At 74.8% G+C, this 23,085-nt stretch carries 21 protein-coding genes and 1 pseudogene; 7 read left to right on the top strand and 15 right to left on the bottom strand.

The window, feature by feature from the left end; all coding sequences use genetic code 11:
- Window positions 1-104: 104 nt before the first annotated feature.
- Window positions 105-593, top strand: coding sequence for a rhodanese-like domain-containing protein (locus ACGFSH_RS16540; RefSeq protein ID WP_393349001.1), 489 nt, complete (start codon window positions 105-107; stop codon window positions 591-593).
- A gap of 32 nt (window positions 594-625) precedes the next feature.
- Here ACGFSH_RS16540 and ACGFSH_RS16535 read toward each other — a convergent pair whose 3' ends face one another.
- The 3 genes from ACGFSH_RS16535 to ACGFSH_RS16525 all read right to left on the bottom strand — a co-directional run bounded on the left by ACGFSH_RS16535 (window position 626) and on the right by ACGFSH_RS16525 (window position 3,746).
- A complete protein-coding gene (locus tag ACGFSH_RS16535; protein ID WP_393348999.1) occupies window positions 626-1,420 on the bottom strand; it encodes an ATP-grasp domain-containing protein in 795 nt (264 codons plus the stop codon).
- Between the two features lie 73 nt (window positions 1,421-1,493).
- The gene (locus tag ACGFSH_RS16530; RefSeq protein WP_393348997.1) at window positions 1,494-3,185 is read right to left on the bottom strand and encodes a DUF885 domain-containing protein; all 1,692 of its coding nucleotides are present in this window, start codon (window positions 3,183-3,185) and stop codon (window positions 1,494-1,496) included.
- Between the two features lie 69 nt (window positions 3,186-3,254).
- On the bottom strand, window positions 3,255-3,746 hold the full coding sequence (locus tag ACGFSH_RS16525; RefSeq protein WP_393348995.1) for an Lrp/AsnC family transcriptional regulator: 492 nt from the start codon (window positions 3,744-3,746) through the stop codon (window positions 3,255-3,257).
- Window positions 3,747-3,806: 60 nt separating this feature from the next.
- Between ACGFSH_RS16525 and ACGFSH_RS16520 the strand changes: the two genes are divergently transcribed.
- Complete coding sequence (locus ACGFSH_RS16520) at window positions 3,807-5,096, top strand: trans-sulfuration enzyme family protein (protein ID WP_393348994.1); 1,290 nt, start codon at window positions 3,807-3,809, stop codon at window positions 5,094-5,096.
- A 168-nt stretch (window positions 5,097-5,264) separates the two neighbouring features.
- On the opposite strand, the gene ACGFSH_RS16515 is transcribed toward ACGFSH_RS16520, so the two are convergent.
- Window positions 5,265-6,704 (bottom strand): GNAT family N-acetyltransferase, encoded by a 1,440-nt coding sequence (locus ACGFSH_RS16515; protein WP_393348992.1) that lies wholly within the window; start codon window positions 6,702-6,704, stop codon window positions 5,265-5,267.
- Between the two features lie 311 nt (window positions 6,705-7,015).
- A complete protein-coding gene (locus ACGFSH_RS16510; protein WP_393348990.1) occupies window positions 7,016-8,458 on the bottom strand; it encodes a PLP-dependent aminotransferase family protein in 1,443 nt (480 codons plus the stop codon).
- On the opposite strand from ACGFSH_RS16510, the pseudogene ACGFSH_RS16505 reads away from it, so the two are divergent.
- Window positions 8,449-9,342: pseudogene (locus ACGFSH_RS16505) on the top strand (EamA family transporter); the annotation flags it as partial. The gene ACGFSH_RS16510 and the pseudogene ACGFSH_RS16505 overlap by 10 nt on opposite strands.
- A gap of 66 nt (window positions 9,343-9,408) precedes the next feature.
- Here ACGFSH_RS16505 and ACGFSH_RS16500 read toward each other — a convergent pair.
- Both ACGFSH_RS16500 and ACGFSH_RS16495 read right to left on the bottom strand, forming a co-directional pair.
- On the bottom strand, window positions 9,409-10,239 hold the full coding sequence (locus ACGFSH_RS16500; RefSeq protein WP_393348988.1) for an alpha/beta fold hydrolase: 831 nt from the start codon (window positions 10,237-10,239) through the stop codon (window positions 9,409-9,411).
- Between the two features lie 133 nt (window positions 10,240-10,372).
- Window positions 10,373-11,026, bottom strand: a complete 654-nt coding sequence (locus ACGFSH_RS16495) for an NADPH-dependent F420 reductase (RefSeq protein WP_393348986.1) — start codon at window positions 11,024-11,026, stop codon at window positions 10,373-10,375.
- Window positions 11,027-11,319: 293 nt separating this feature from the next.
- Between ACGFSH_RS16495 and ACGFSH_RS16490 the strand changes: the two genes are divergently transcribed.
- The gene (locus ACGFSH_RS16490; protein WP_393348984.1) at window positions 11,320-12,072 is read left to right on the top strand and encodes a GntR family transcriptional regulator; all 753 of its coding nucleotides are present in this window, start codon (window positions 11,320-11,322) and stop codon (window positions 12,070-12,072) included.
- Window positions 12,073-12,240: 168 nt separating this feature from the next.
- Here ACGFSH_RS16490 and ACGFSH_RS16485 read toward each other — a convergent pair whose 3' ends face one another.
- The 3 genes from ACGFSH_RS16485 to ACGFSH_RS16475 all read right to left on the bottom strand — a co-directional run bounded on the left by ACGFSH_RS16485 (window position 12,241) and on the right by ACGFSH_RS16475 (window position 15,368).
- Window positions 12,241-13,398, bottom strand: a complete 1,158-nt coding sequence (locus ACGFSH_RS16485) for an ROK family transcriptional regulator (RefSeq protein WP_393348982.1) — start codon at window positions 13,396-13,398, stop codon at window positions 12,241-12,243.
- A gap of 99 nt (window positions 13,399-13,497) precedes the next feature.
- Entirely contained in the window at window positions 13,498-14,166 is a 669-nt protein-coding gene (locus ACGFSH_RS16480; protein WP_393348981.1) for a response regulator, read from the bottom strand.
- A 32-nt stretch (window positions 14,167-14,198) separates the two neighbouring features.
- Window positions 14,199-15,368 (bottom strand): sensor histidine kinase, encoded by a 1,170-nt coding sequence (locus ACGFSH_RS16475; protein ID WP_393348979.1) that lies wholly within the window; start codon window positions 15,366-15,368, stop codon window positions 14,199-14,201.
- Window positions 15,369-15,476: 108 nt separating this feature from the next.
- Here ACGFSH_RS16475 and ACGFSH_RS16470 point away from each other — a divergent pair, with 108 nt between their 5' ends.
- From ACGFSH_RS16470 to ACGFSH_RS16460, 3 genes are read left to right on the top strand one after another with little or no spacing between them, the layout of a single operon-like run.
- The gene (locus tag ACGFSH_RS16470) at window positions 15,477-16,406 is read left to right on the top strand and encodes an ABC transporter ATP-binding protein (RefSeq protein WP_393348977.1); all 930 of its coding nucleotides are present in this window, start codon (window positions 15,477-15,479) and stop codon (window positions 16,404-16,406) included.
- Window positions 16,403-17,128 (top strand): ABC transporter permease, encoded by a 726-nt coding sequence (locus tag ACGFSH_RS16465; protein WP_393348976.1) that lies wholly within the window; start codon window positions 16,403-16,405, stop codon window positions 17,126-17,128. Before ACGFSH_RS16470 ends, ACGFSH_RS16465 begins: the two co-directional genes overlap by 4 nt.
- A 58-nt stretch (window positions 17,129-17,186) precedes the next feature.
- Window positions 17,187-17,597 carry a hypothetical protein gene (locus ACGFSH_RS16460; protein ID WP_393348974.1) on the top strand — a complete coding sequence of 137 codons (411 nt, stop codon included), beginning with the start codon at window positions 17,187-17,189 and terminating at the stop codon, window positions 17,595-17,597.
- An 82-nt stretch (window positions 17,598-17,679) separates the two neighbouring features.
- On the opposite strand, the gene mug is transcribed toward ACGFSH_RS16460, so the two are convergent.
- From mug to ACGFSH_RS16435, 5 genes are all read right to left on the bottom strand, one after another.
- Window positions 17,680-18,225 carry a G/U mismatch-specific DNA glycosylase gene (mug, locus tag ACGFSH_RS16455; RefSeq protein ID WP_393349179.1) on the bottom strand — a complete coding sequence of 182 codons (546 nt, stop codon included), beginning with the start codon at window positions 18,223-18,225 and terminating at the stop codon, window positions 17,680-17,682.
- Window positions 18,222-19,664, bottom strand: a complete 1,443-nt coding sequence (purB, locus tag ACGFSH_RS16450; RefSeq protein WP_393348972.1) for an adenylosuccinate lyase — start codon at window positions 19,662-19,664, stop codon at window positions 18,222-18,224. Before purB ends, mug begins: the two co-directional genes overlap by 4 nt.
- A gap of 163 nt (window positions 19,665-19,827) precedes the next feature.
- A complete protein-coding gene (locus ACGFSH_RS16445; RefSeq protein WP_393348970.1) occupies window positions 19,828-20,619 on the bottom strand; it encodes an SGNH/GDSL hydrolase family protein in 792 nt (263 codons plus the stop codon).
- A gap of 107 nt (window positions 20,620-20,726) precedes the next feature.
- Window positions 20,727-21,740: a hemolysin family protein gene (locus ACGFSH_RS16440; protein WP_393348968.1), complete on the bottom strand. Its 1,014-nt coding sequence runs from the start codon at window positions 21,738-21,740 to the stop codon at window positions 20,727-20,729.
- Window positions 21,737-23,071: a hemolysin family protein gene (locus ACGFSH_RS16435; RefSeq protein ID WP_393348967.1), complete on the bottom strand. Its 1,335-nt coding sequence runs from the start codon at window positions 23,069-23,071 to the stop codon at window positions 21,737-21,739. The genes ACGFSH_RS16440 and ACGFSH_RS16435 overlap by 4 nt, the downstream gene beginning before the upstream one ends.
- Window positions 23,072-23,085: the final 14 nt, after the last annotated feature.

Below are 23,085 nucleotides of genomic sequence, written 5' to 3'. Positions count from 1 at the left end.
CGGTCCGGCAAGGTCCACGCCGGGGAACGCCCCTTCAGGGAGCCCGTCGGCGACCATAGATTTTCGGTCGTCGACCACCATCCCCCGACGGAAGAGGCCCCGCGATGACCGCCGCCCCCAGCGTGACCGACGTCAACCCCGTCCTGCGCGTGGCTCCCGCGTCCCCCGCCCGGGCCGCCGCCCACTTCCGGGCGAGCCTCGCCTTCCACGCCGACGTCTCCGACGTGGCCGCGGCCCTGGCGGCCGGCGGCGACCCCGGCTTCGTCGTCCTGGACTGCCGCTCCACCGAGGCCTGGGACCAGGGCCACGTCCCCGGCGCCGTGCACCTGCCCACCGCGCTCATCCCCGAGCAGGCCGGACGGCTCCTCGACTCGGACGTGCCGGTGGTGACGTACTGCTGGGGCCCCGGATGCAACGGAGCCACGCGCGCCGCCCTCACGCTCGCCGAACTCGGCTACCGGGTCAAGGAGATGCTCGGCGGCTTCGAGTACTGGGCGCGCGAAGGCTTCGCCTACGAGACGTGGCAGGGCCGCGAGCAGCGCGACGCCGACCCGCTCACGGCCCCCGTGGACGCGGCGGACTGCGGCTGCTGACCGCCGCGGCCCCGCCCGGCCGGCCGGTCCCGTCAGTCCCGTACGACCGCGGGGACCGGCCGCAGGAAGCGGCGGTCCGCCGCCGGGACGTCGCGCTCGGGGCGGGCCGCGTGCAGGACGACGTCCAGCGCGGCGTCCGCGTCGCACGCGTAATGGCCGCTCGCCCAGGCGGCGTTGGCCTCCACGACGGCCCACCCGGCGCCCTCGACGAGCCCGACGTCCACGACGACCGCGCTCGGCAGACCCCTCCCGGCGAGCCGGCCGGCGAACGCGAGCACCTCGGCGCGGCGCGCGTCCCGCTCCAGGGGGACGACGTCCAGGTCGCCCCCGGTGGCGTAGCGGCTGCCGGTGCGCACCTCGCCGTCCCGGACGAACAGCCGGTACTCGGCGGCGAACGTCACGATGTCGCTGACCAGCACCGGTTCCGTGCCGTCGACCGCGTCCGGGCCGGGCAGCCCGCTGCCGTCCCGGTACACGCGCGCGGGGAAGCTCTTGTCGTTCGGCGGCTTCACGAACGCGGGCCGGCGCAGTGCGCGCGCCCGCGCGACGGTCGTGAACTCCACCTTGCGCAGAGTGAGTTCGTACGGCAGCCGGGCCAGCCAGTCCGGTGGCGCCTCCAGCAGGCCGAGGCCCAGCCCGCCCGCCACGGCGTCCGCGAACAGCGGGCCCGAGTACAGCGACGCGGCCGGGTCCGCGGGCGACCGCGGCGGCACCCGCCAGTCGCGCAGCGTCTCCACGCGCACCCCTCGCCGCCGGGCCGCGTCCGCGAAGGCGTGGCCCGTCGCGGTGACGCGTGGGGAGAGGAACAGGGTCCGCGAGGTGCTCATGGGGACGAGCGTGCCGCACGGACGGCCCGCGGGGACAGCGGATTTGTGCCGCCCCGCGGGCCCGGCGGCCGGGTCAGAGCCGGGCCAGCTCGTCCACCAGGTCGTCGAGGCCGAGCGAGCCCTGCGAAAGGGCCGCCATGTGCCAGGACTTGAGGTCGAAGGCGTCCCCCCTGCGCTCGCGGGCCTTCTCCCGGCCCAGCAGCCAGGCCCGCTCGCCGAGCTTGTAGCCGATCGCCTGGCCGGGGATGGACAGATAGCGGGTCAGCTCGCTCTCGACGAAGTCCGCCGGACGGCTGCTGTGCCCGCCGAAGAACTCCTGCGCCAGGTCCGGCGTCCAGCGCTCGCCCGGGTGGAACGGCGAGTCCGCCGGGATCTCCAGCTCCAGGTGCATGCCGATGTCGACGATGACCCGCACCGCGCGCATCATCTGCGCGTCCAGGTACCCCAGCCGCTGCTCGGCGTCCGTGAGGAAGCCCAGCTCGTCCATCAGCCGCTCCGCGTACAGCGCCCAGCCCTCGGCGTTGGCGCTGACGATGCCGACCGTGGCCTGGTAGCGGGAGAGGTCGCCGGCGACGTGCGCCCACTGCGCCAGCTGGAGGTGATGGCCGGGGACGCCCTCGTGGTACCAGGTGGAGACGAGGTCGTACACCGGGAACCGGGTCTCGCCCATGGTCGGCAGCCAGGTGCGGCCGGGCCGGGAGAAGTCCTCCGAGGGGCCCGTGTAGTAGGGGGCGGCCGCACTGCCCGCCGGGGCGATCCTCGACTCCACCTTGCGCACCCGCTCGGCGAGTTCGAAATGGGTGCCGTCGAGCGACTCGATGGCCTGGTCCATCAGACCTTGCAGCCAGTCCCGCACCTCGTCGACGCCCTCGATGTGCCGGCCGTGCCCGTCGAGGTGCGCGAGCGCCTCCCACGGCGTACGGGCCCCCGGCAGGATCTTCTCGGCCTCCTTCCGCATCTCGCCCAGCAGCCGGTGGTACTCGGCCCAGCCGTACGCGTACGCCTCGTCGAGGTCGAGGTCGGTGCCGTTGTAGAAGCGCGCCCAGCGGGCGTACCGCTCCCGGCCCACGGTGTCCGGCGCGCCCTCGGCGGTCGGCGCGTACACGTCGCGCAGCCAGTCCCGCAGTTCCACGACCGCCGCGGTGGCCCCGCGCGCCGCCTCGTCCAGCTCGGCGCGGCGCGCCTCGGGCCCCGGGGCGACGAAGCCCTCGAACCAGGCGCGGCCCTCGTCGTCCGGGTCCGACCACTGCGTGAGCTGCTCGACGAACGTGGCGGTCGGCCGCGGGGCCGCGTACAGCTTGCGCTCCAGGCCGAGCGCCAGGGACTCCCGGTAGCCCGCGAGCGCCGCGGGCACCGCGCGCAGCCGCTCGGCGATCGCCGCCCAGTCCTCGTCGGTCTGCGTGGGCGTCACCGTGAACACCTCGCGCACATGGTGCGCCGGCGTGGCCATGTTGCCGACGGCGCGCAGCCCCTCGTCCGCCTCGTGCACCGCGAGTTCGGCGGTCAGGCGCTCGCGCAGCAGGCGGGCGCACCGGCGTTCGATGTCACTGTCCGCGCCGGGCCCGCGCTCCGCCTCGTCGAGCCTGGCCAGGGTGTCGCGCGCGAGTCGCGCGAGCGCCTCCTGCCCCCTGGGCGAGTAGTCGGGCAGACGGCTCGAACTCTCCTGCACGCCGAGGTAGGTGCCGGTCACCGGGTCGAGGGCGATGAGACCGTCGACGTAGGCGTCGGCGATCTCGCGGGGCAGCGGGTTGTTGGTCTGTGACATGCGCCCCATCCTCGTACGGGCCGGCGGCGCACGTCACGGCGTTTGTCCTGAAGCCGTCGTCGGCGCACGTCACGGCGTCTGCTGCGACCCCGTGGACGGCAGCAGCGGCCCGCAGTCCCACTGCTGGAATATCAGCCGCGTCTCGACCCGGGCGACCTCCCGGCGCGAGGTGAACTCGTCGAGGACGAGCCGCTGAAGATCGGCCATGTCGGCGACGGCGACATGGACGAGATAGTCGTCGGGCCCGGTGAGGTGGAAGACCGTCAGCGCCTCCGGCAGCGCCCGGATCCGCTCCACGAACGGCCCCACCAGCTCCCGGCGGTGCGGCCTGACCTGCACGGACAGCAGCGCCTGGAGCCCGCGCCCCAGCTTGGCCGGATCGAGCCGCAGCTGATGCCCGAGGATCACACCGCTGCGGCGCAGCCGCGTCACCCGGTCCAGGCACGTCGACGGCGCGACGCCGACCTGCGCGGCGAGGTCGCGGTAGGTGGTCCGGGCGTCGTTCTGCAGCAGCCGCAGCAGCTGGAGATCGACCGGGTCGAGTACGACGGATTCGGCCATCGGCCGAACGTAGCACGGTGGGTCCGCCACGCGGCCCGTGCGATGTTCACCCTGCGGTCCATGGACTCATCCGCTGCGAGCACGCACGCGTACGACGGCGTACGCACGTCTGGAGCGCCCCGCGCACTGGCCACCGAGGCCGTGCACGCCGGCCGGGACGACCTGGCCCGCCAGGGCCTGCACGCCCCGCCCATCGACCTGTCGACCACCTACCCCTCGTACGACAGCCGCGCCGAGGCGGCCCGTATCGACGCCTTCGCCGAGACCGGCGCGGAACCGGACGGACCGCCCGTCTACGGCAGGCTGGGCAATCCGACGGTCGCCCGGTTCGAGACGGCGCTGGCCCGGCTCGAAGGCGCCGAGAGCGCGGTCGCCTTCGCCAGCGGCATGGCGGCGCTCACCGCGGTGCTGCTGGCGCGCGCCTCGGCAGGGCTGCGGCACGTGGTCGCCGTCCGTCCCCTCTACGGCTGTAGCGACCATCTGCTGACGGCGGGGCTGCTCGGCTCCGAGGTCACCTGGACCGACCCGGCCGGGATCGCGGACGCGCTGCGGCCGGACACCGGGCTGGTCATGGTCGAGACGCCGGCCAATCCCACACTGGCCGAGGTCGACCTGCGGGCCGTCGCGCACGCCTGCGGCTCGGTCCCGCTGCTCGCCGACAACACCTTCGCCACGCCCGTGCTGCAACGCCCCGTCGAACAGGGCGCGCGGCTCGTCCTGCACAGCGCCACCAAGTACCTCGGCGGCCACGGGGACGTCCTGGGCGGCGTGGTCGCCTGCGACGAGGAGTTCGCCGGGGTGCTGCGGCGGATACGGTTCGCCACCGGCGGCGTCCTCCACCCGCTGGCCGGCTATCTGTTGCTGCGCGGTCTGTCGACGCTCCCGGTGCGGGTGCGGGCCGCCTCCGCGACCGCCGCCGAACTGGCCCGGCGGCTGACCGCGGACCCGCGCGTGGCGCGCGTGCACTATCCGCGCATCGGCGGCGCGATGATCGCGTTCGAGGTGCACGGCGACCCGCACGAGGTGATCGCCGGAGTCCGCCTGATCACCCCGGCCGTCAGCCTCGGCAGCGTCGACACGCTCATCCAGCACCCGGCGTCCATCAGCCACCGCATCGTCGACGCGCACGAGCGCCGCGGCGCGGGCGTGAGCGACCGGCTGCTGCGGCTGTCGGTGGGCCTGGAGGACGTCGAGGACCTGTGGGCCGACCTGCGGGAGGCGCTCGGCGCGACGACGGGCACAAGCGGCACCGCACGCGCGGGCACGGGCACGGGGACAGGGACGGGCGCTGCGGCGGCCGGTTCCGCAGAGGTGATCCCCTCGCCGGCGCGCGGAACCGCCTCCGTCTGACCCCGGCGAGCGGGCGGGCGCCGGGAGGCCGGGAGGCCCGGCAGGCCGCGGGAATCCGGGCCGGCGGAGGATCCGGAACGACGGGAGAATGCGGGAGGGCCCGGCGACGTGACGTCGCCGGGCCCTCACCCGTCCGGCCACGGTGCGGCCGCCGTAGTCCCGGCCGTCTCAGTCGCGTGCGACCCGCTCGTCGCGGCGGGGCGAAGCCGTCCGGGCCGTCGGAGCCCCCTGCGCCGCCTTCGTCGTCTCCAGCCGGGCGGTGACGACCAGGGTGCCCTCCTCGATCTGGTAGTCGAGCGGCAGGCCGAGGCCGCGCATGGCGGCGACCATGCCGGTGTTCGAGGCCTGCGTCACGGCGTACACGCTCTCGCATCCCGCCTCGACGGCCATCCCCACCAGCCGGCCGAGCAGTTCGGCGCCCACCCCGCGCCGCTGCCACCGGTCCTCGACCAGCAGCGCGATCTCGGTCTCGTCGCCGTCCCAGAGCAGATGGCCGAGGGCGACGATGCGGCCGGACGCCGTCCGCACGGCGAGGGTGCGGCCGAAGCGCGGGCTGAGCAGATGGCCGAGATAGCGGTCCACGTCGCCGACCGGCCCGTGGTAGCGCATTGCGAGGGTGCGGGCCGAGCACCGGTCGTGCATCGCCCTGGCCGCCGCCAGATCACCGGTGTCGGCCCGCCGCACGGTGATGTCGCCGCCCTCGGGCAGCGTCAGCGCGTCCTGTCCGCGCGGGATCCGCGGTCCGAGCCGGGCGTCCAGCTCCACCAGGGCACGCGCACGGGCGAACTCGGTCGGCGTGAAGGGCAGATGGGGCCGCTCCACGGTGATCACGCCGCCCTCCGGCGCCCGCAGCCTCATCACGGTGTCCTCCAGGACGCCCTCCACGGGCACGCCCTCCGGGCCGCGGTCCCTGGCGCCCGGCGCGGCGGGCAGCGAACGGATCGTGCAGCGGCCCAGCAACTGCCGCAGTGCCAGGGGAAGTTCGGCGGCGTCCAGCGCGGTGCGGGTGGCCAGGCCGAGGACCCTGGTGGGCACGTCCACCAGGTCGTGGGCGTCGGCGCGCTCGATCCAGGTGCGGCCGCCGCCCGCCAGGGAGACGGCCCGGCTGATCCCGGCGGCCGCGAGGGCGCCCGGCGCGCGCAGCAGGAACTCGTCCACCGTGTCCTCGCCGAGTGGATGGGTCTGAAGGCTGAGGATGTCCACGCGGTGGGCGGCGAGCGCGGCGCAGAGCGCGGCCAGCGACCCCGGGGCGTCCTTCACCGTCGTCCGCATCCGCCACAGGACGCTGCCCTCGCCGGCCCCCGGGGACAGCTCCGACGGCCCGGCCTGCGGCTCCTCGGAGTGCGGCCGGGCGTCGGTATCCCCGGCGGGCGGCGCGTGCCCGTGGCGCCGTGCCCACCAGGTGTGGAACCCGGCCGTGGCGACGAGCAGGGCGGCGGAGACGCTCAGCAGCACGGGCCCGTCCGGCCCGTGTCCCACCAGGTTGGCCACGCCGTCGGCGACCGCCACGGCGGTGAAGAGCGCGGCGAGCTCCACCACGTCCCGTCGCCAGTGGTGCACGGGGCGTCCGTTCCGCGCGCGCTTCATGTCGGAGATGTCTCGGGTCATGCGGCCACTGTGGAGGAACCGTGTTGCGTGATCACGAACGGGTTGTGACTGATGGGTAAAGGCTACGAATGCCCGCTTTGTTGACCCTTCCACGATCTGGGCGCGTCCCGGCCGCGACGACGGTGCCGCGCACCGGGGGATGACGCCGGTGCGCGGCACGGTGACGAGGGTACGGGACGCCGGACCACCGCCCCGCGCGTCCGGGCCGGAGCAGCTCGGCGACCGGCACGGTGCCGGCCTGCCCGCACAGGCACACCGTCAGCTCCCCGCCGCCGCCGTCGATGTCCCGCCGGGCCGAAGGGGTCCGGCTGTCACTTTCCGGCGGCCTCCCTCATCAGCCGCACGCCCTCCCGGACGCGCGCGGGCGACAGATGCGCGTAGCCGAGCACGAGACGCGGTCCCGCCCCGGCCTCCTCGCGTCCGGCACGCGCGTGTGTGTAGTCGGCCAGCGCGCGCACCCCGACGCCGGCCGCGGCCACCCGCTCCAGGAACCGGGGCTGCGGCCCGTACCGGGGCGGAAGCTCGGCGATGACGTGGAGGCCCGCGGCGATCCCCGACACCCGCGCCCCCGGGAAGTGCTCGGTCAGGGCCGCCACGAGGGCGTCACGCCGCTCCCGGTAGGCGCGTTGGCACCGGCGCAGCTGGCGGTCGTAGTCGCCGCGCTCCACGAACCGGGCGAACAGCGCCTGGTCGAGGGCGGGATGGCCGAGGTCCGACGTCCGCTTGCGTGCGACGACGTGCTCGGCCAGCGCCTCGGGGACGAGCAGCCAGCCGAGCCGCAGCCCCGGCGCGAGGGACTTGCTGACCGACCCGGTGTAGGCCACGCGCTCCGGGTCCAGGCCCTGGAGCGCGCCCACGGGGGCACGGTCGTAGCGGAAGTCGCCGTCGTAGTCGTCCTCGATCACGAAGCCGTCCACCGACCGCGCCCAGTCGAGCAGTTCGGCACGTCGTCGCGCGGAGTACGCGATGCCGGTGGGGAACTGGTGGGCCGGCGTCGTCGTCACGGCCCGTACGCCGGACGAGCGCAGCGCCGCCAGGTCGGTGCCCTCGCCGTCCAGGGGCAGCGGGACGGCCCGTACGCCCGCCGCCGCGTACAGCGCGCCGTGCTGCGGACTGCCGGGGTCCTCGACACCAACGGCCTCCGCTCCGCGCGCGTGCAGCGCGAGCCCGAGCAGCGCGGTCGCCTGGGCGACGCCGGAGACGATCACGAGGCGCTCGGGGTCGGCGACCACGCCCCGGCGGCGGGAGAGGAGTTCGGCGAGCGCCGTGCGCAGCCGCGGCAGCCCGCGCGGGTCGGGGTAGCCCAGGTCGTGGTGGGGCAGCTCGGCGAGCACGCCCCGCTGCGCCGCCGCCCACGCCGCGCGCGGGAAGAGCGACAGGTCCGGCGTGCCGGGCACGAAGTCGGTCCGGGCGCCCGGCGGGCGCGGAGCGAGGTCGCGCGCACGGGGACGGGCGGCCCGCGCGGCGCCGCCCACCCAGGTACCGGCGCCACGGCCGCTGCGCAGATACCCCTCCGCGGTCAGCTGCTCGTAGGCCTCGGTCACCAGACCGCGCGACACCCCCAGATCGGCGGCCAGGTCCCGGCTCGACGGCAGCCGGGTGTCCTGGGCGAGCCGCCCGGAGCGCACCGCCTCGCGCAGCGCGGCCTGGAGCGCGCGGCCACGCGTGCGCGGCGGGGCGGCGGCCGCCGGCAGCAGCACCTCCCAGGCCGCGGTCCCGGACGGCCGCGCGGAATTGGTCCCCGATGACGTCATGGAAGTGGACCTTAAACCGGGCCGCCGCCGCTTCTAGCGTCGCCCTCATGAACACCACCGTCCTGCGCGGCTCCCTGCTCTGCGCGCTCGCCTGCGTCCTCGTCGGCGGGTCCTTCACCGCCAACAGCGTCCTCGGCGCCTACCCGTACGCCGGCGGGCAGACCTTGCGCTACGGCCTCGCCTGTCTGCTCCTCGCGCCCCTGGCGGGGGCCGGCGCCGGGGCCCGGCTGCGCGCGCTGAGCCGGCGTGCATGGGCGCGTCTGGCGCTGCTCGCGGCGGTCGGGATGGTCGGCTTCAACCTGGCGGTGCTGTCCGCCGAGCGCTCAGCGGAACCGGCCGTCCCCGGCGTCCTCGTGGGCTGCGCCCCCGTCGTGGTGGCGGTCGTCGTCCCGTTCGCGGCCGGACGGCGGCCCAGGCGCACGGTGCTGTACGGGGCTTCGCTGGTCGCCGTCGGCGCGTTCACCGTGCAGGGCTGGGGCCGGTCGGACGGCGCGGGCATCGCCTGGTCGGTCTGCGCGCTGGCCGGTGAGGTCGGCTTCGCGGTGCTGGCCGTGCCCGTCCTGCGCCCGCTGGGTCCGCGGCTGCTGTCCGCCACGGTGTGCGGGCTCGCCGCCGCCGAGTCCGCGGCCGTCGGCCTGCTGTCGGACGGCGGCGGGTGGCTGCGCCGGCCCGACGGCGCGGAGACCGCCGCCCTGCTGTGGCAGGCGGCGGTCGTCACCGTCGTCGGGTTCGTGTGCTGGTACATGGGCATGCAGCGGATCGGTGCGGAGCGGGCCACGCTCTTCTCCGGCCTCATCCCCGTCGCCGCCGCCTGCACCGCGCCGCTCGTGGGCGCCGGCTCCTACGGCCCCGCCCAGGCCTTGGGCAGCGCCCTCGTCGGGGCCGGCGTCGTCCTGGGGGCGAAGGCCGGGGCAGGCGCGGGGGCGGGGGCGGCGGACCGTGCGGCTGCCTCAGCGGCTGCCGTCGAGGATCACGCGGGCCACGAGCGCCGGGTCGTCGTTCATCGGGCAGTGGCCGCAGCCCGGCAGCCGCACCAGGCGCGCGGCCGGAATGACCTGCTTCACGCGGACGCCCTGACGGCGCACGAGCAGCCAGTCGCGGGTGCCCCAGCCGACGGTGACGGGCACGCCGGGCAGGTCCTCGGTGAAGCGGATCGAGATGCCGGCCTCGAGGGTCTGGTCGAACCCGGTGGCGCGGGCCAGGGCCAGCGTCTCGGCGACCACGGCCTCGGGTGAACGGCGGGCGGGGCGTGCGTAGATGGTGCTGGTCAGGGCGGTGCGGCCGGCCGCGGTGCTCGCCAGCCGCTCGACGAGGGGAAGCGGCAGCCGGCGGGAGATCCCCCGCATGGCGGCCAGGACGCCGAAGGCGTAGCGGCGTTCCGCCTCCGACCAGAACCCGGCCGGGGACAGCGCGGTGACGGTCCGCACCAGCTTCTCGCGGGCGAGTTCCAGGGCGAGCAGTCCGCCCAGGGAGTTGCCCGCCACGTGGGGCCGGTCCAGCTCCATCGCCTGGCAGAAGGCCCCGAACACCGCCGTCGTCGTGGGCAGGTCGTAGGCGAGGCCGTCCGGCAGGGCGGGGGACGCGCCGAAGCCCGGCAGGTCCACGGCGATCACGTCGCGTTCGGCGGCCAGGATGCCTGCCACCGGGTCCCATGCCTGGCGGTGGTGGCCGATGCCGTGCAGCAGGAGCAGCGGTTCGCCCCTGCCCGCGCGCGTATAGGACACGGTGACCGGCAGCGGGCCGCCGGGGGAGGGGACCGTGAAGGAGACGGTGGCGGACATGGAAGCTCCTCGTCTGGACAGGCCGGTGGACGCCGTAGACAGCTTGTCAGCAATTACTACCGGCGGGTAGCCCCCGGCCGGGTGATCCCGGCGAGCGCCCGCCCCGCGCCTTCCTCCCCGCCGCCCGTCCGGCTCAACGGGCCCGGCGCAGCTCCAGGTTGAAGTCCGCGTGACCGAACCGGCGCATGAGGTCGAGCCACAGCGGCAGCCACATCTCCACACCGCGCGCCGCCCGGATCCCGCCCAGGTCGATCACCCGGCCGGCGGGCCAGCCGAACTCCCCGAGCAGTGCGGTGACGCGGCTCTTGGCGTCCTCGTCGTCCCCGCACACGAACACCTGGTGCTCCCCGGGCACGCGCGCGGGATCCACCATCACCCGGCAGTTGACCGTGTTGAGGGACTTGACCACGCGTGCCCGGGGGAACGCCCGCTGGATCTGCTCGCCCACGCTGTCCGACTCCACAGGCGACAACCGCGCCTCGCCGTCCTCGAAGGCCAGCGGGTTGGACACGTCGAGCACGACCTTGCCGTCGAGGTGGGTCGCCCCGGCCGACTGGAGCGCCGCCACGGCCACCCGCCCGGACACGGCGTTCACGACGGCCTCGGAGGCCGCGGCCGCCTCCGCGAACGTCCCCGTGCTCGCACCCGCCCCCGCCGCGCGCGCCCACTCCGCGGCCGCCGGATTGTCCTTCGTGCGCGAACCCAGGACCACCGAGTGCCCCAGCCGCACCAGCGCGCCGCCCAGCGTGCGCCCGACCTCGCCCGTACCCAGCACCGCGTACCGCACAGCCGACCTCCCGTGTCGCCGGACCCGGCGCAGCGCCGGACCCGGTCACCGTAATTCCCGACAGGCGCCCGGGGGCGGCTTGACGGCGGGAGCGTTCCCGGAGTGTCACGGGGGCACCCGTGCCCGAAACTTTCGTAAACGCTTTCCCCCAAGAGCCACTTGGGTCGACGGGGTCCCGGGATTGGTATTGACCAAGGATGGGGGGCGTCCTATGGTCGCAGAGAAGTGCAACAACCTTTAATAAACAAGGGCACGAAAAAACGCTGCCGACCACGGCGATCGCGGAGGACAGGGTGGGGACCACGCAACTGGAATCGGTATCGGAGCCGAAGTACTGGCATCTGAGGACGGTGCTCAGCGAAGCGCTCGACTCGGAGTTCACCGTGGGCGAGATCCTGCCCAACGAGCGCGAGCTGGCCGCCCGCTTCGGAGTCGCCCGCGCGACCCTGCGCCAGGCCCTGGACCAGCTCGAACTGGAAGGCAGGCTCCAGCGCCGCCGCGGCGTCGGCACGACCGTGGCGCCGCCGCGGACGGGCGTCGCCGTCGGCACCGAGCGGCAGTCGTGGCCCGGCACGGGCGACGACGCCTGGCAGCCCGTCGACAGCACCCTCGCGGCCCCGCCCGCGGCCGTCGCCACCGCCCTGGAGACCGCGCGCCACCAGGCCGTGCACATCGTGCGCCGGTCGCGCGTGTCGGACGGCCGGCCCGTCGCCGCGGAACTGCTCTACGTCCCCCTGAGGTCGGCCCCCGAGGAGACCGGGAGCGACGCCCACGGCGACGCGGCACGCGCGCGTGCGGTGCTCGGCGAACTCCAGCGCCTCGAACTGCAGGGCCAGGACCGCTCGGTGGAGCTCGGCTCGGCCGGCGCGGACGACGCCAGGGAGCTGGACCGGCTGCCCGGCGCACCCGTCCTCGTGGTCACCACCCGCTTCTTCGCCGAGGGCCGCACCGCGGCGCTCTCCGTCGCGACGTACCGCGCCGACACCTGCCGGCTGACGTTCGGCGCGTCGGGCGGCGTGGAGATACACCACGGACCCCGGGGGTGAACGGCCTCCCGAACGTCCGTCCGTGACGGGCCGCGAGGGGCGGGCGCGAGGGGCGGGCTCCCGAACGGCCCGCACCCCGCCGCACGCCCGCCCGCTCTCCGGGCGGACGGCCCGCACCGCGGCCCGGAACTCCTCCGGCGCCGCCGCGCGTCCCCCGGTGACGGGGCTTCACCGCCGCGCCGTGACCGTGCCCTCCACCGCGAACAACTGCTCCTCCACATGGTCGAGGGCCAGCCGCAGCGCCCCGGTCGCCACCGCCGCCTCGCCGAGCATCGACAGGGCCACCTTCGGCGGCCGCAGACAGTAGCGGGCCAGCTCGTCGCGCAGCGGCTCCAGCACACCGTCCAGGCCGGCCGCCCAGCCGCCGACCACCACCAGCTCCGGATCGACGGCCAGCACCAGCGCCGCCACATCGTGCACGAGCCGCTGGATGAAGCGGTCCACCGCGGCCCGGGCCCGCCGGTCGCCCTCCCGGGCCTGGGCGAACACCGCGGCGACCGCCAGCTCGTCCAGCGGATGCAACGGCTCGTCCGTGGTGGACAGCAGCGTCTCCGGCGTCACCTCGCGCCCCAGCAGGTGCAGCGCGCCGATCTCCCCGGCCGCCCCGCCGAAACCCCGGTGCAGACGGCCGCCGATCAGCGAGCCGGCGCCCGGACTGAGCCCCGCCAGCACGAAGACCACGTCGTCGGACTCGGTGGCGGAGCCCTTCCAGTGCTCGGCCACGGCCGCCGCGTTGGCGTCGTTCTCCACCAGGACCGGGCACTTGAAGGAACGGCTCAGCCGCTCGCCCAGCCGCAGCCCCGTCCACTCCGGCAGCGCGGTGCCCAGCCGCACCGTGCCGTCCGCCTCGACGATCCCCGGCGTGCCGACCCCGACCGCCCGCAGCGAACTGCGCGGCACGTCCGCCCGGCGCAGCAGCTCCGCGACCGCGCCGCGCAGCCGCTCCAGCCGGTCGTCGGCCGGCGCGGACTCCTCGACCACCCTGGACTGCGCGCCCAGCACCCGCCCGTCCAGATCGGCCAGCAGCGCGGCCACCCGGTGCGAGCCGATCTCCAGACCCAGCAGATGACCGGCCTCGGCCCGGAACCGGAACCGCCGCGCGGGCCGTCCCTGCCGTCGGGCCACGCTCTCGTCGGCCGCCTTCTCGACGACGAGCCCCGCCCCGATGAGGTCCTCCACGACCCCCTCGACGGTCGGCCGGGACAGGCCCGTCGCGCGGGTGATCTCCGTGAGCGTCGCGCAGTCCGCCGCACGCAGCGCGTGCAGCACCACCGCGGAGTTGATCCTTCGCAACAACGAGGGATCCCCGCCCGTCAACCGCCCCAAGGTGCGTCCTTCCAGCTCGAGCCCGTGCTGGGGCGGATCGTACTCGGCAGGGCGGACCCGGGCGAGTGCCGCCTTCGTACCGAAGTCGTCACGCACCGTTCAGCCAGGGGCCACGAACCCGGATTCGTACGCGGTGATCACCGCCTGGGTGCGGTCGCGCGCCCCCAGTTTCGTCAGCACCGCGCTCACATGCGACTTCACGGTCTCGGCCCCCACGGTGAGCCCGGCGGCGATCTCCGCGTTGGACAGCCCGCGCGCCATCAGCCGCAGCACCTCTGCCTCCCGGCCGGTCAGCCGGGCCCGCTCCAGCACGTCGCGGGCCGCGAGGTTCGCCGCCCCGCCCCCGCCGCCGTACTCGGCGGCCAGGCGTCGCACCGAGGCCGGGAAGAGCAGCGACTCGCCTTCGGCGACTAGGCGCACGGCGTGCACGATCTCGGCGGGCCGGGCCCGCTTCAGCAAGAACCCGTCCGCGCCCGCGCGCAGCGCCTCGTACACGTACTCGTCGTTCTCGAAGGTCGTCACGACCAGGATCTTGGGCGGCCTGTCCACCGTGCGCAGCACCGCGCGCGTGGCCTCGATGCCGTCCATCAGCGGCATCCGGACGTCCATGGCGACGACGTCGGGCCGCAACCGCCGCACCAGCGGGATCACCGCCGCCCCGTCCGCCGCCTCGCCGACCACCTCGATGCCGGACTGCGCCTCCAGCACCGCCCGCAGGCCCGCGCGCACCAGGGGTTCGTCGTCGACGAGGAGTACGGTCACCGGCATCGGTCGACCCTAGTGCCGTGACCGGAAACGGGTCACCGGCTCGGGATCGACTCGGCGGGCAGCTCCGCGTGGACCCGCCAGTCGCCCGCGTCCGGCCCCGTCGAGGCCCGGCCGCCGAGCAGCGCCGCGCGCTCCCGTATGCCCCGCAGCCCGCTGCCCCGCCCGGGGCCGGGCACGGGACCGGAGAGCGGGTTGCGCACCTCCAGGCTGAGGACGCCGTCGGCGACCCCGACGCGCACCCGGACCGGAACGGGCCCCGCGTGCCGCAGCACGTTCGTCAGGGACTCCTGGAGGATGCGGTATCCCTCACGCGACACCGGCCCCGGCACCCTCTCCAGCGGCCCCGTCACCTCGGCGTCGACCTCCGCGCCCGAGGCCCGCGCCGAGTGCAGCAGGCGGTCTGCCTCCGCCAGCGTCGGACGAGGGCTCAGGGGCCGCTCGGCCTCCCGCAGCACGCCCAGTACCCGCTCCAGGTCCTCCAGGGCGGCCCGGCCGGTCTCCTCGATCGCCGCGAGCGCCCGGTCGGTGAAGGCCGGATCGCCCGTCGCCCTCGCCGCGCCCGCCTGCATCACCGCCACGGTGAGCGCGTGCCCGAGCGAGTCGTGCAGCTCCCGGGCGATCCGGTTGCGCTCCAGGAGCTGTTCGGTGCGAGTCTCCAGGACGGCGAGCCGTTCCGCCGCCGACGGGCCCAGGAGCCGCCGCGCGAGGGAGGCGGCCGCCTCGCCGAGCGCGACGACCAGTGCGCACAGGACGAGCAGGGGAAGCGGCGTAAGGAGCGCCGACCACCAGTGCGCCCCGAACGCCGGGAGACCCGGGAGGCCGGCGTCCGCACCGCCGCGAGCGCTCCGGACCAGTTCGACCACCGCGACCGGCAGCCAGACGCAGGCGAACGCGGTCACCACGCCGAGCGCCATGCGCACTTCCAGCCACAGCACCGTGCGGAGCCGGTCCCGCCAGGTCGCCGACGGAGCCACCGAGAACCCCGGCTCCCGCTCGTCCGGCGTGAGCAGCACCTGCGCCTGCACCCCCTCGCCCCTGCGCACGGCGGGAAAGAGCCCGACCGGGACGAGCGCGAGAGCGGGCACCCAGGGCTGCTCGGGCGCGACGAACATCCAGACGCTCACGATCAGCATCGGCACCCACAGGTGCAGCAGTCGTGTGTACGTCTTCCCCCGCAGCAGCGGGCTCAACAGGCGGCCCATGCGGACATGGTGGCAGGTCCCACCGACAACGGGCCTCCCCCGGGCGGGGGAGAGGAACTCCACGCGCGGGGGAGGGCCGCGCCCCGGCCGACGGCCAGGGTGGTGGGCATGACCAGCATCGACGTCCACCGGCTCACCAAGGAGTACGGCCCCCGGCGGGCCGTGGACCGGCTCACCTTCCAGGTCCTGCCCGGCCGCGTCACCGGCTTCCTCGGCCCCAACGGCGCGGGCAAGTCCACCACCTTGCGTCTCCTGCTCGGCCTCGACCGGCCGACCGCCGGCACCGCCACCCTGGCGGGCCGCCCTTACGCCGCCCTCACCGAACCCCTCCGCCACGTCGGCGCCCTGCTCGACGCCGAGGCGGCCCACGGCTCACGGACCGGGCGCGACCACCTGCTCGCCCTCGCCGCGAGCAACCGCCTGCCCGCCGGCCGGGTCGACCGGGTGCTGGAGGAGACCGGACTGGCCCCGGCGGCCCGGCGCCGGGTCAGGACGTACTCCCTCGGCATGCGTCAGCGGCTCGGCATCGCCGCCGCACTGCTGGGCGACCCCGCGGTCGTCCTGCTCGACGAACCCGCCAACGGCCTGGACCCCGAAGGCATCGTCTGGATCCGCGGGTTGCTGCGCCGGCTCGCCGGGGAGGGCCGCACCGTGCTGGTCTCCAGCCACCTCATGAACGAGACCGCGTCCTTCGCGGACCACCTCGTCGTCCTCGGCCGGGGCCGCCTGCTCGCCGACACGCCCCTGCGCGACTTCATCGACGCGCGCGTGCACCCCGGCGTCCGCATCCGCACGACGGATCCGGCCGCCCTGAAGGACGTCCTCGCCCGGCACGGCCACACCGCCGTCCACGATCCCGACGGGACCTGGACCGTGCGCCACGCGCGCGTGGACGACATCGGCCCGCTCGTCTGCGCGGCGGGTGTCCCGCTGCTCGAACTCTCGGCGCAGGAAGGCACGCTCGAGCAGGCCTACCTCGCTCTCACCGCCGCCGACGCCGAGTTCGCGTCCCGGCCCCACGAGGAGGCCCGAGCATGAGTTCCCCGGCGTTCACACCCGCACTCCACGCCGAGTGGATCAAGATCCGCACACTGCGCGCGCAGATCGGTGCCCTGGCCGCCCTGCCGCTCGCCACGGTCGCGTTCTCCGCACTGGCCGGACTGGACGACGGCGGCGGCGACGCCCTGTTCTCGGCGTTCTTCGGCGTGACCCTCGGGCAGATCGCGGCGATCGCCTTCGGCACGACGGCCGTGTCCGCCGAGTTCCGTGCCGGAGCCCTGCGCCTGTCACTGGCCGCGGTGCCCCGCCGGGGCCGCTGGTTCGCCGCCAAGCTGACGGCGATCGGCCTGCCGGTGTTCGCCGTCGGCCTGGTCACCGGACCGGCGGCCCTGACCGTCGCAGCGGCGACCGCGGGGCCGGGGGAACAGGCGGCGACCCCGGCGGAGTGGGTGCGCGGGACGGTCGGCTGCGCCCTCTACCTGACGCTGATGGCCCTGCTGGCGGCCGGTCTCACCACGGTCCTGCGCAGCGGGGTCGGGACCCTGAGCATCCTCGTGCCCTTCCTCCTGATCGTGTCCTTCGTCATCGGCGACGTGAACGGCAACGCCGCCGACCTGCTGCCCGACCGGGCCGGTCAAGTCGTCCTGCACAGCGGGTGGGACGGTCTTCTGGGGCCGTGGGCCGGGCTCGCGGTGACCGCCCTGTGGACGGCGGCGGCGGTCGCCGCCGGCGCGTGGCGGGTGCGGGTGCGGGACGCCTGAGCGGGCGGGCGCGCTGACGGGCCGCCAATTGTCAGTGGCGGCCGGTTTACTGGATCACATGGACATCGCCCACGGTCTGGCCGCCGTCGACCTGCTGAGCGTCCGAGCCCTGCCCGCGGAGGGGTATCTCGTGGCGGAGTTGCAGACCAGCGGCGACTTCTTCGACGAGGGCCGCAGCGCGTGGGAGGAGACGGAGGAGCAGTACGAGGCCGACCGGGACGGACTCACGCAGCGGCTGACCGACCGCTGGGGGCCGCCGCACCTCGTGAGTCTGGCGAGCACGCTGGAACGCTCCCTGGAGGGCGAGCACATACCCGAGCCGTGGGTTTCGCTCAGCGGTCACGTTCCGGACGTGCACCTGTGGCAGGTGCCCGGCACCCCGCGCTGGCTGGCCCTCGGCGTCTCCCAGTGGGACACGGAACTGCCCTTCCAGCTCCTGCTGGTGGTGACGGAGACCGGCCCTCCCTGACCGTCGCGCCGACCGCCGTCGGCCCCGCGCCACCGTCGCTCCCGGCGCCGTCGGCCCCGCGCCGCCGTCGCTCCCGTCGCGGTCAGTCCTGCGCCGCCGCCCGCAGCCGGGCGAACTCCTGCGCCATCGTCGCCGTCGTCCAGTGCGCGTTCAGACCGCTGGGGTTCGGCAGCACCCACACGCGGGTGTCCCCGATGAGCCGCTCCTGCGGTCCCACCGCGGCCTTGCGGTCGTCGAACGCGGCCCGGTAGGCGGTCACTCCGACCACCGCCAGCCAACGCGGCTTCAGCGCCGTCACCTTCTGCTCCAGCAGCCGGCCGCCCTCGCGGTACTCCTCGGCGCTCAGCTCGTCCGCCCGGGCCGTGGCCCGCGCCACCACGTTGGTGATGCCGAGCCCGTAGCCCGGCAGCTCCCCCTGCTCGGCCGGCTTCAGCAGCCTCGGCGTGAAGCCGGACAGGTGCAGCACGGGCCAGAAGCGGTTGCCGGGGCGGGCGAAGTGGTGGCCGGTCGCCGCCGTCATCAGGCCCGGGTTGATGCCGCAGAACAACACGCGCAGGCCGTCCGCGACGACGTCCGGTACGAGACGGTCGCGGGCGGCCTCCAGCTCCGCCTGGGTGAAGCGTGTCAGAGGATCGCTCCCGGGGTGTAACCGGCGGCCTCGGGGCGCTGCTTGACGATCTCCTCGATCCGGCCGACCACGACGGCGACCTGCGCGGCCGCGGCGCCCGTGAACGACAGCTTGTCCGCCATCAGCGCGTCGAGCTGGGCCCGGTCGAGCGGCAGCCGCTCGTCCGCCGCCAGCTTGTCCAGCAGCTCGTTGCGCTCGGCGCCCCGCTCGCGCATCGCCAGCGCCGAGGCCACGGCGTTCTCCTTGATGGCCTCGTGCGCGACCTCGCGGCCGACGCCCGCGCGCACCGCGCCCATCAGCACCTTGGTGGTGGCGAGGAACGGCAGGTAGCGGTCGAGCTCGCGGGCGACGACGGCCGGGAAGGCGCCGAACTCGTCGAGGACCGTCAAGAACGTCTCCAGCAGGCCGTCGAGCGCGAAGAACGCGTCCGGCAGCGCGACCCGGCGCACCACGGAGCAGGACACGTCGCCCTCGTTCCACTGGTCGCCCGCCAGCTCGCCGGTCATCGACGCGTAGCCGCGCAGGACGACCATCAGGCCGTTGACGCGCTCGCAGGAGCGGGTGTTCATCTTGTGCGGCATGGCGGAGGAGCCGACCTGGCCGGGCTTGAAGCCCTCGGTGACCAGCTCGTGCCCGGCCATCAGCCGGATCGTCTTCGCCAGTGAGGAGGGCGCCGCGGCGAGCTGCACCAGGGCCGTCACGACCTCGTAGTCCAGCGAGCGCGGGTAGACCTGGCCGACCGAGGTGAACGCCTGCGAGAAGCCCAGGTGACCGGCGATCCGGTCCTCCAGCTCGGCCAGCTTCGCGGCGTCCCCGCCGAGCAGGTCCAGCATGTCCTGGGCGGTGCCCACCGGGCCCTTGATGCCGCGCAGCGGGTAGCGGCCGAGCAGTTCCTCGACCCGGCCGTAGGCGACGAGGAGTTCGTCGGCGGCGGTCGCGAACCGCTTGCCCAGGGTCGTGGCCTGCGCGGCCACGTTGTGCGAGCGGCCGGCCACGACCAGCTCGCCGTACTCGCCGGCCAGCCGGCCCAGGCGGGCCAGCACGGCGACGGTGCGGTCGCGGACCAGTTCCAGCGAGAGGCGGACCTGCAGCTGCTCGACGTTCTCCGTCAGGTCGCGGGACGTCATGCCCTTGTGGACCTGCTCGTGCCCGGCGAGGTCGTTGAACTCCTCGATGCGGGCCTTGACGTCGTGCCGGGTGACCTTCTCGCGCTCGGCGATCGAGGTCAGGTCCACGGTCTCGAGGACACGCTCGTAATCGGCGATCGCCGCGTCCGGCACCTCGATCCCGAGGTCCTTCTGAGCCCTCAGCACGGCGAGCCAGAGCTGACGCTCCAGCTTCACCTTGTGCTCGGGCGACCAGAGCGTGGCGAGCTCGGTCGAGGCGTAGCGTCCGGCGAGGACGTTCGGGATGCGGGGCTTGGCGGCAGCGGAAGTCACGTGACCGGATTCTACTGGCGCTTCGTGCAGGCCGGCGCCGCGGTCCCGTTCGGCGGAACCTACGAGACCGCCGTCACGCGGTACGGCCGTCCCCGCTGCCGGCCCGACGACCGGCCGTGCAGCCCGCTCGCCCGAGGGTGTGGCCCCCGCCCGGCCGGGACGGTCAGACCGTCGGCCCCTCGTACGGCAGCAGGTCGGGCCGCTTGGGCGGCAGGCCGTCGCCCGAGGAGCGGCCCGTGAGGCGGCGGCCGATCCACGGCAGCAGGTGCTGCCGGGCGAACCGCGCGTCGGCGACCCGGCGGGCGGCCCACCCCGGGGGCGGCGTCGGCGCCATCGGCACGTGCCATTGCGTGCCGTCCGGTTCGTGCGGATCGTGCCCGAGGGTCTGCCAGACGGCCTCGGCGACCCGGCGGTGCCCCTCCGCCGTCAGATGCAGCCGGTCGACGTCCCACATGCGCGGGTCGCTCAGCGACGGAGCGCCGTACAGGTCGACGACGAGCGCGTCGTGGCGCGCGCCCAGCTCCTCGACGCACGCGAACAGCTCCTCCATGCGCGGCCGGAACCGCTCCAGGACGGGACCCTGGCGCCCGGGGCTGCGCATGAGGACCAGCTGCTTGCAGGACGGCGCCAGCCGCTCCACGGCCTCCGTGAGCAGCCCCTTGACCCGGCCCATGTCGCACTTGGGCCGCAGGGTGTCGTTGAGGCCGCCGACCAGGGTGATCACGTCCGCGCCCATCGCGGCCGCCACCGGGACCTGCTCCTCGACGATCTGCCCGATCAGCTTGCCGCGCACCGCCAGGTTGGCGTACCGGAAGCCCGGTGCGCGGGCGGCCATCCGCGCGGCGAGGAGGTCCGCCCAGCCCCGGTAGGTGCCGTCGGGCAGCAGGTCGGACATGCCCTCGGTGAAGGAGTCGCCGACGGCGACCAGGCTGGTGTGTGCGGGGTTCGTCTGCATGGCGACACAGATGGTAGCCCGAGTCGCATACCCGGCGGTCGGTCGCCTCCGCCGGGCACACGTCCCCGCCGGTGCGCCGCCCGGCGCCCGCTCCCGCCGGTGCGCCGTCAGGCCCGCTGCCCGAACAGCTCCCGCAGCACGTCCTCCATGGTCACCAGTCCGGCCAGCCGGCCGTCTGACCCGAGGACGGCCGCCAGATGCGTGCGGCTGCCGCGCATGGCGGTCAGAACGTCGTCCAGCGGGGTCGTCCCCCGCACGCGCGCGATGGCCCGCATGTCCTGCGGCCGGAACGGGACGTCCCGCGGCGAAGCGTCCAGCGCGTCCTTCACGTGCAGGTACCCGACGATGCGCCGGCCCTCGTCCACCACCGGGAACCGGGAGAACCCGGATTCGGCGGCGAGCCTCTCCAGGCCCTCGGGAGTGACGCCCACGCGCGCGTGGACGACCCGCTCCAGCGGCAGGACGACGTCGCGCACCGGGCGGCGGCCCAGCTCCAGGGCGTCGTGCAGCCTTTCCTGGGCGCGGTCGTCGATCAGTCCGGCCTCGCCCGCGTCGCGGACGATCTGCGCCAGTTCCGCGTCCGAGAAGGTCGCCGTGACCTCGTCCTTCGTCTCGATCCGCAGCAGCTTCAGCAGGCCGTTCGCGAAGGCGTTGATCGCGAAGATCACCGGCCGCAGTCCCCGGGCGAGGGCGACCAGCGGCGGGCCCAGCAGCAGGGCGCTGCGCACCGGCTCGGCGAGCGCGAGGTTCTTGGGGACCATCTCGCCGAGCAGCATGTGCAGATAGGTGGCGAGGACCAGCGCGATCACGAAGGAGACCGCGTGACCGGCGCCCTCGGGCACGCCCACGGTGTGGAACACCGGCTCCAGCAGGTGCGCGATGGCGGGCTCGGCGACCACGCCGAGGAGCAGCGTGCACAGCGTGATGCCGAGCTGGGCGGCCGCCAGCAGGGCCGACACATGCTGCAGCCCCCACAGCACGCTGCGGGCGCGCCGGTCGCCCTGCTCGGCGTGAGGATCGATCTGGGAGCGGCGTACGGAGATCAGCGCGAACTCGGCGCCGACGAAGAAGGCGTTGACGACGAGGGTCGCCAGGGCGATGAGCAACTGGACGGCGATCACGTGTCGGCCCCTTCCACGGGGGTGTCGGCGAGCGGTGCGTGGAGCAGCACCCGGGCGGCCCGGCGGCCGGAGGCATCCACGACGTCCATGCGCCAGCCGGCGACCTCCAGGGTGTCGCCGACGGCCGGTATCCGGCCCAGCTCGGCGGCGACCAGACCGGCCAGCGTCTCGTAGGGGCCCTCCGGGGCCCGCAGGCCGACGCGGGCGAGCTGGTCGGTGCGGGCGGAGCCGTCGGCCGAGTACAGGGTGCGGCCGTCGTCGTCGGATCCCGCGGGGGCGAGGTCGGGCGTCTCGTGCGGGTCGTGCTCGTCGCGCACCTCGCCGACGACCTCCTCGACGATGTCCTCCAGCGTCGCCACGCCCGCCGTGCCGCCGTACTCGTCGATGACGACGGCCATCGTCCGCTTGCCGGACAGCCGGTCCAGCAGCCGGTCCACGGTGAGGGACTCGGGCACCAGCAGGGGTTCGCGCATGATCTCCGCGACCGGCACGCGCGGGCGCCGTCCGGCGGGGACCGCCAGCGCGTCCTTGATGTGCGCGGTGCCGACGACCGCGTCGAGGCCGCCGCGGTACACCGGGAAGCGGGACAGCCCCGTGGCTCGCGTGGCGTTGGCGACGTCCTCGCAGGTCGCCGACGCCTCCAGCGCGATGACCTGCACGCGGGGGGTCATCACGTTCTCCGCGGTCAGATCGGCCAGGTTCAGGGTGCGCACGAACAGCTCGGCGGTGTCCGCCTCCAGCGCGCCCTCCCTGGCGGAGTGCCGGGCGAGGGCCGCGAGTTCCTGAGGGCTGCGCGCGGCGGCCAGTTCCTCGGTGGGCTCCACGCCGAAGAGGCGCACGATCCGGTTCGCGGTCTCGTTGAGATGGCTGATGAAGGGCCGGAAGGCGGCGCTGAACCAGCGCTGCGCGTTGCCCACGCCCTTGGCGACCGTCAGCGGGGAGGAGATCGCCCAGTTCTTGGGCACGAGTTCGCCGACGACCATCAGGAACACGGTCGACAGGGCCGTGCCCAGCACCAGCGCCACGGAGCTCGCGGCGGTGTCCGACAGGCCGAGCGACTCCAGCGGCCCGGAGATCAGCTTGGCGATCGACGGCTCGGACAGCATGCCGACCACCAGGTTGGTGACCGTGATGCCCAGCTGGGCGCCCGAGAGCTGGAAGGTGAGGTTGCGGACGGCCTTGAGCGCCCCGGCCGCGCCGCGCTCGCCGCGCTCCACCGCCCGTTCGAGTTCGCCGCGTTCGACGGTGGTCAGGGAGAACTCGGCGGCCACGAACGCGCCGCACGCCAACGACAGCAGGATCGCCACCAGGAGCAGCAGCACTTCGGTCATCGGGTCACCTCCGT

The sequence above is a fragment of the Streptomyces sp. NPDC048481 genome (assembly GCF_043200075.1).
Taxonomy (GTDB): Bacteria; Actinomycetota; Actinomycetes; order Streptomycetales; family Streptomycetaceae; genus Streptomyces.
The sequence above is the reverse complement of the archived record's forward strand: the minus strand, read 5'-3'. Positions and strand labels throughout refer to the sequence as shown.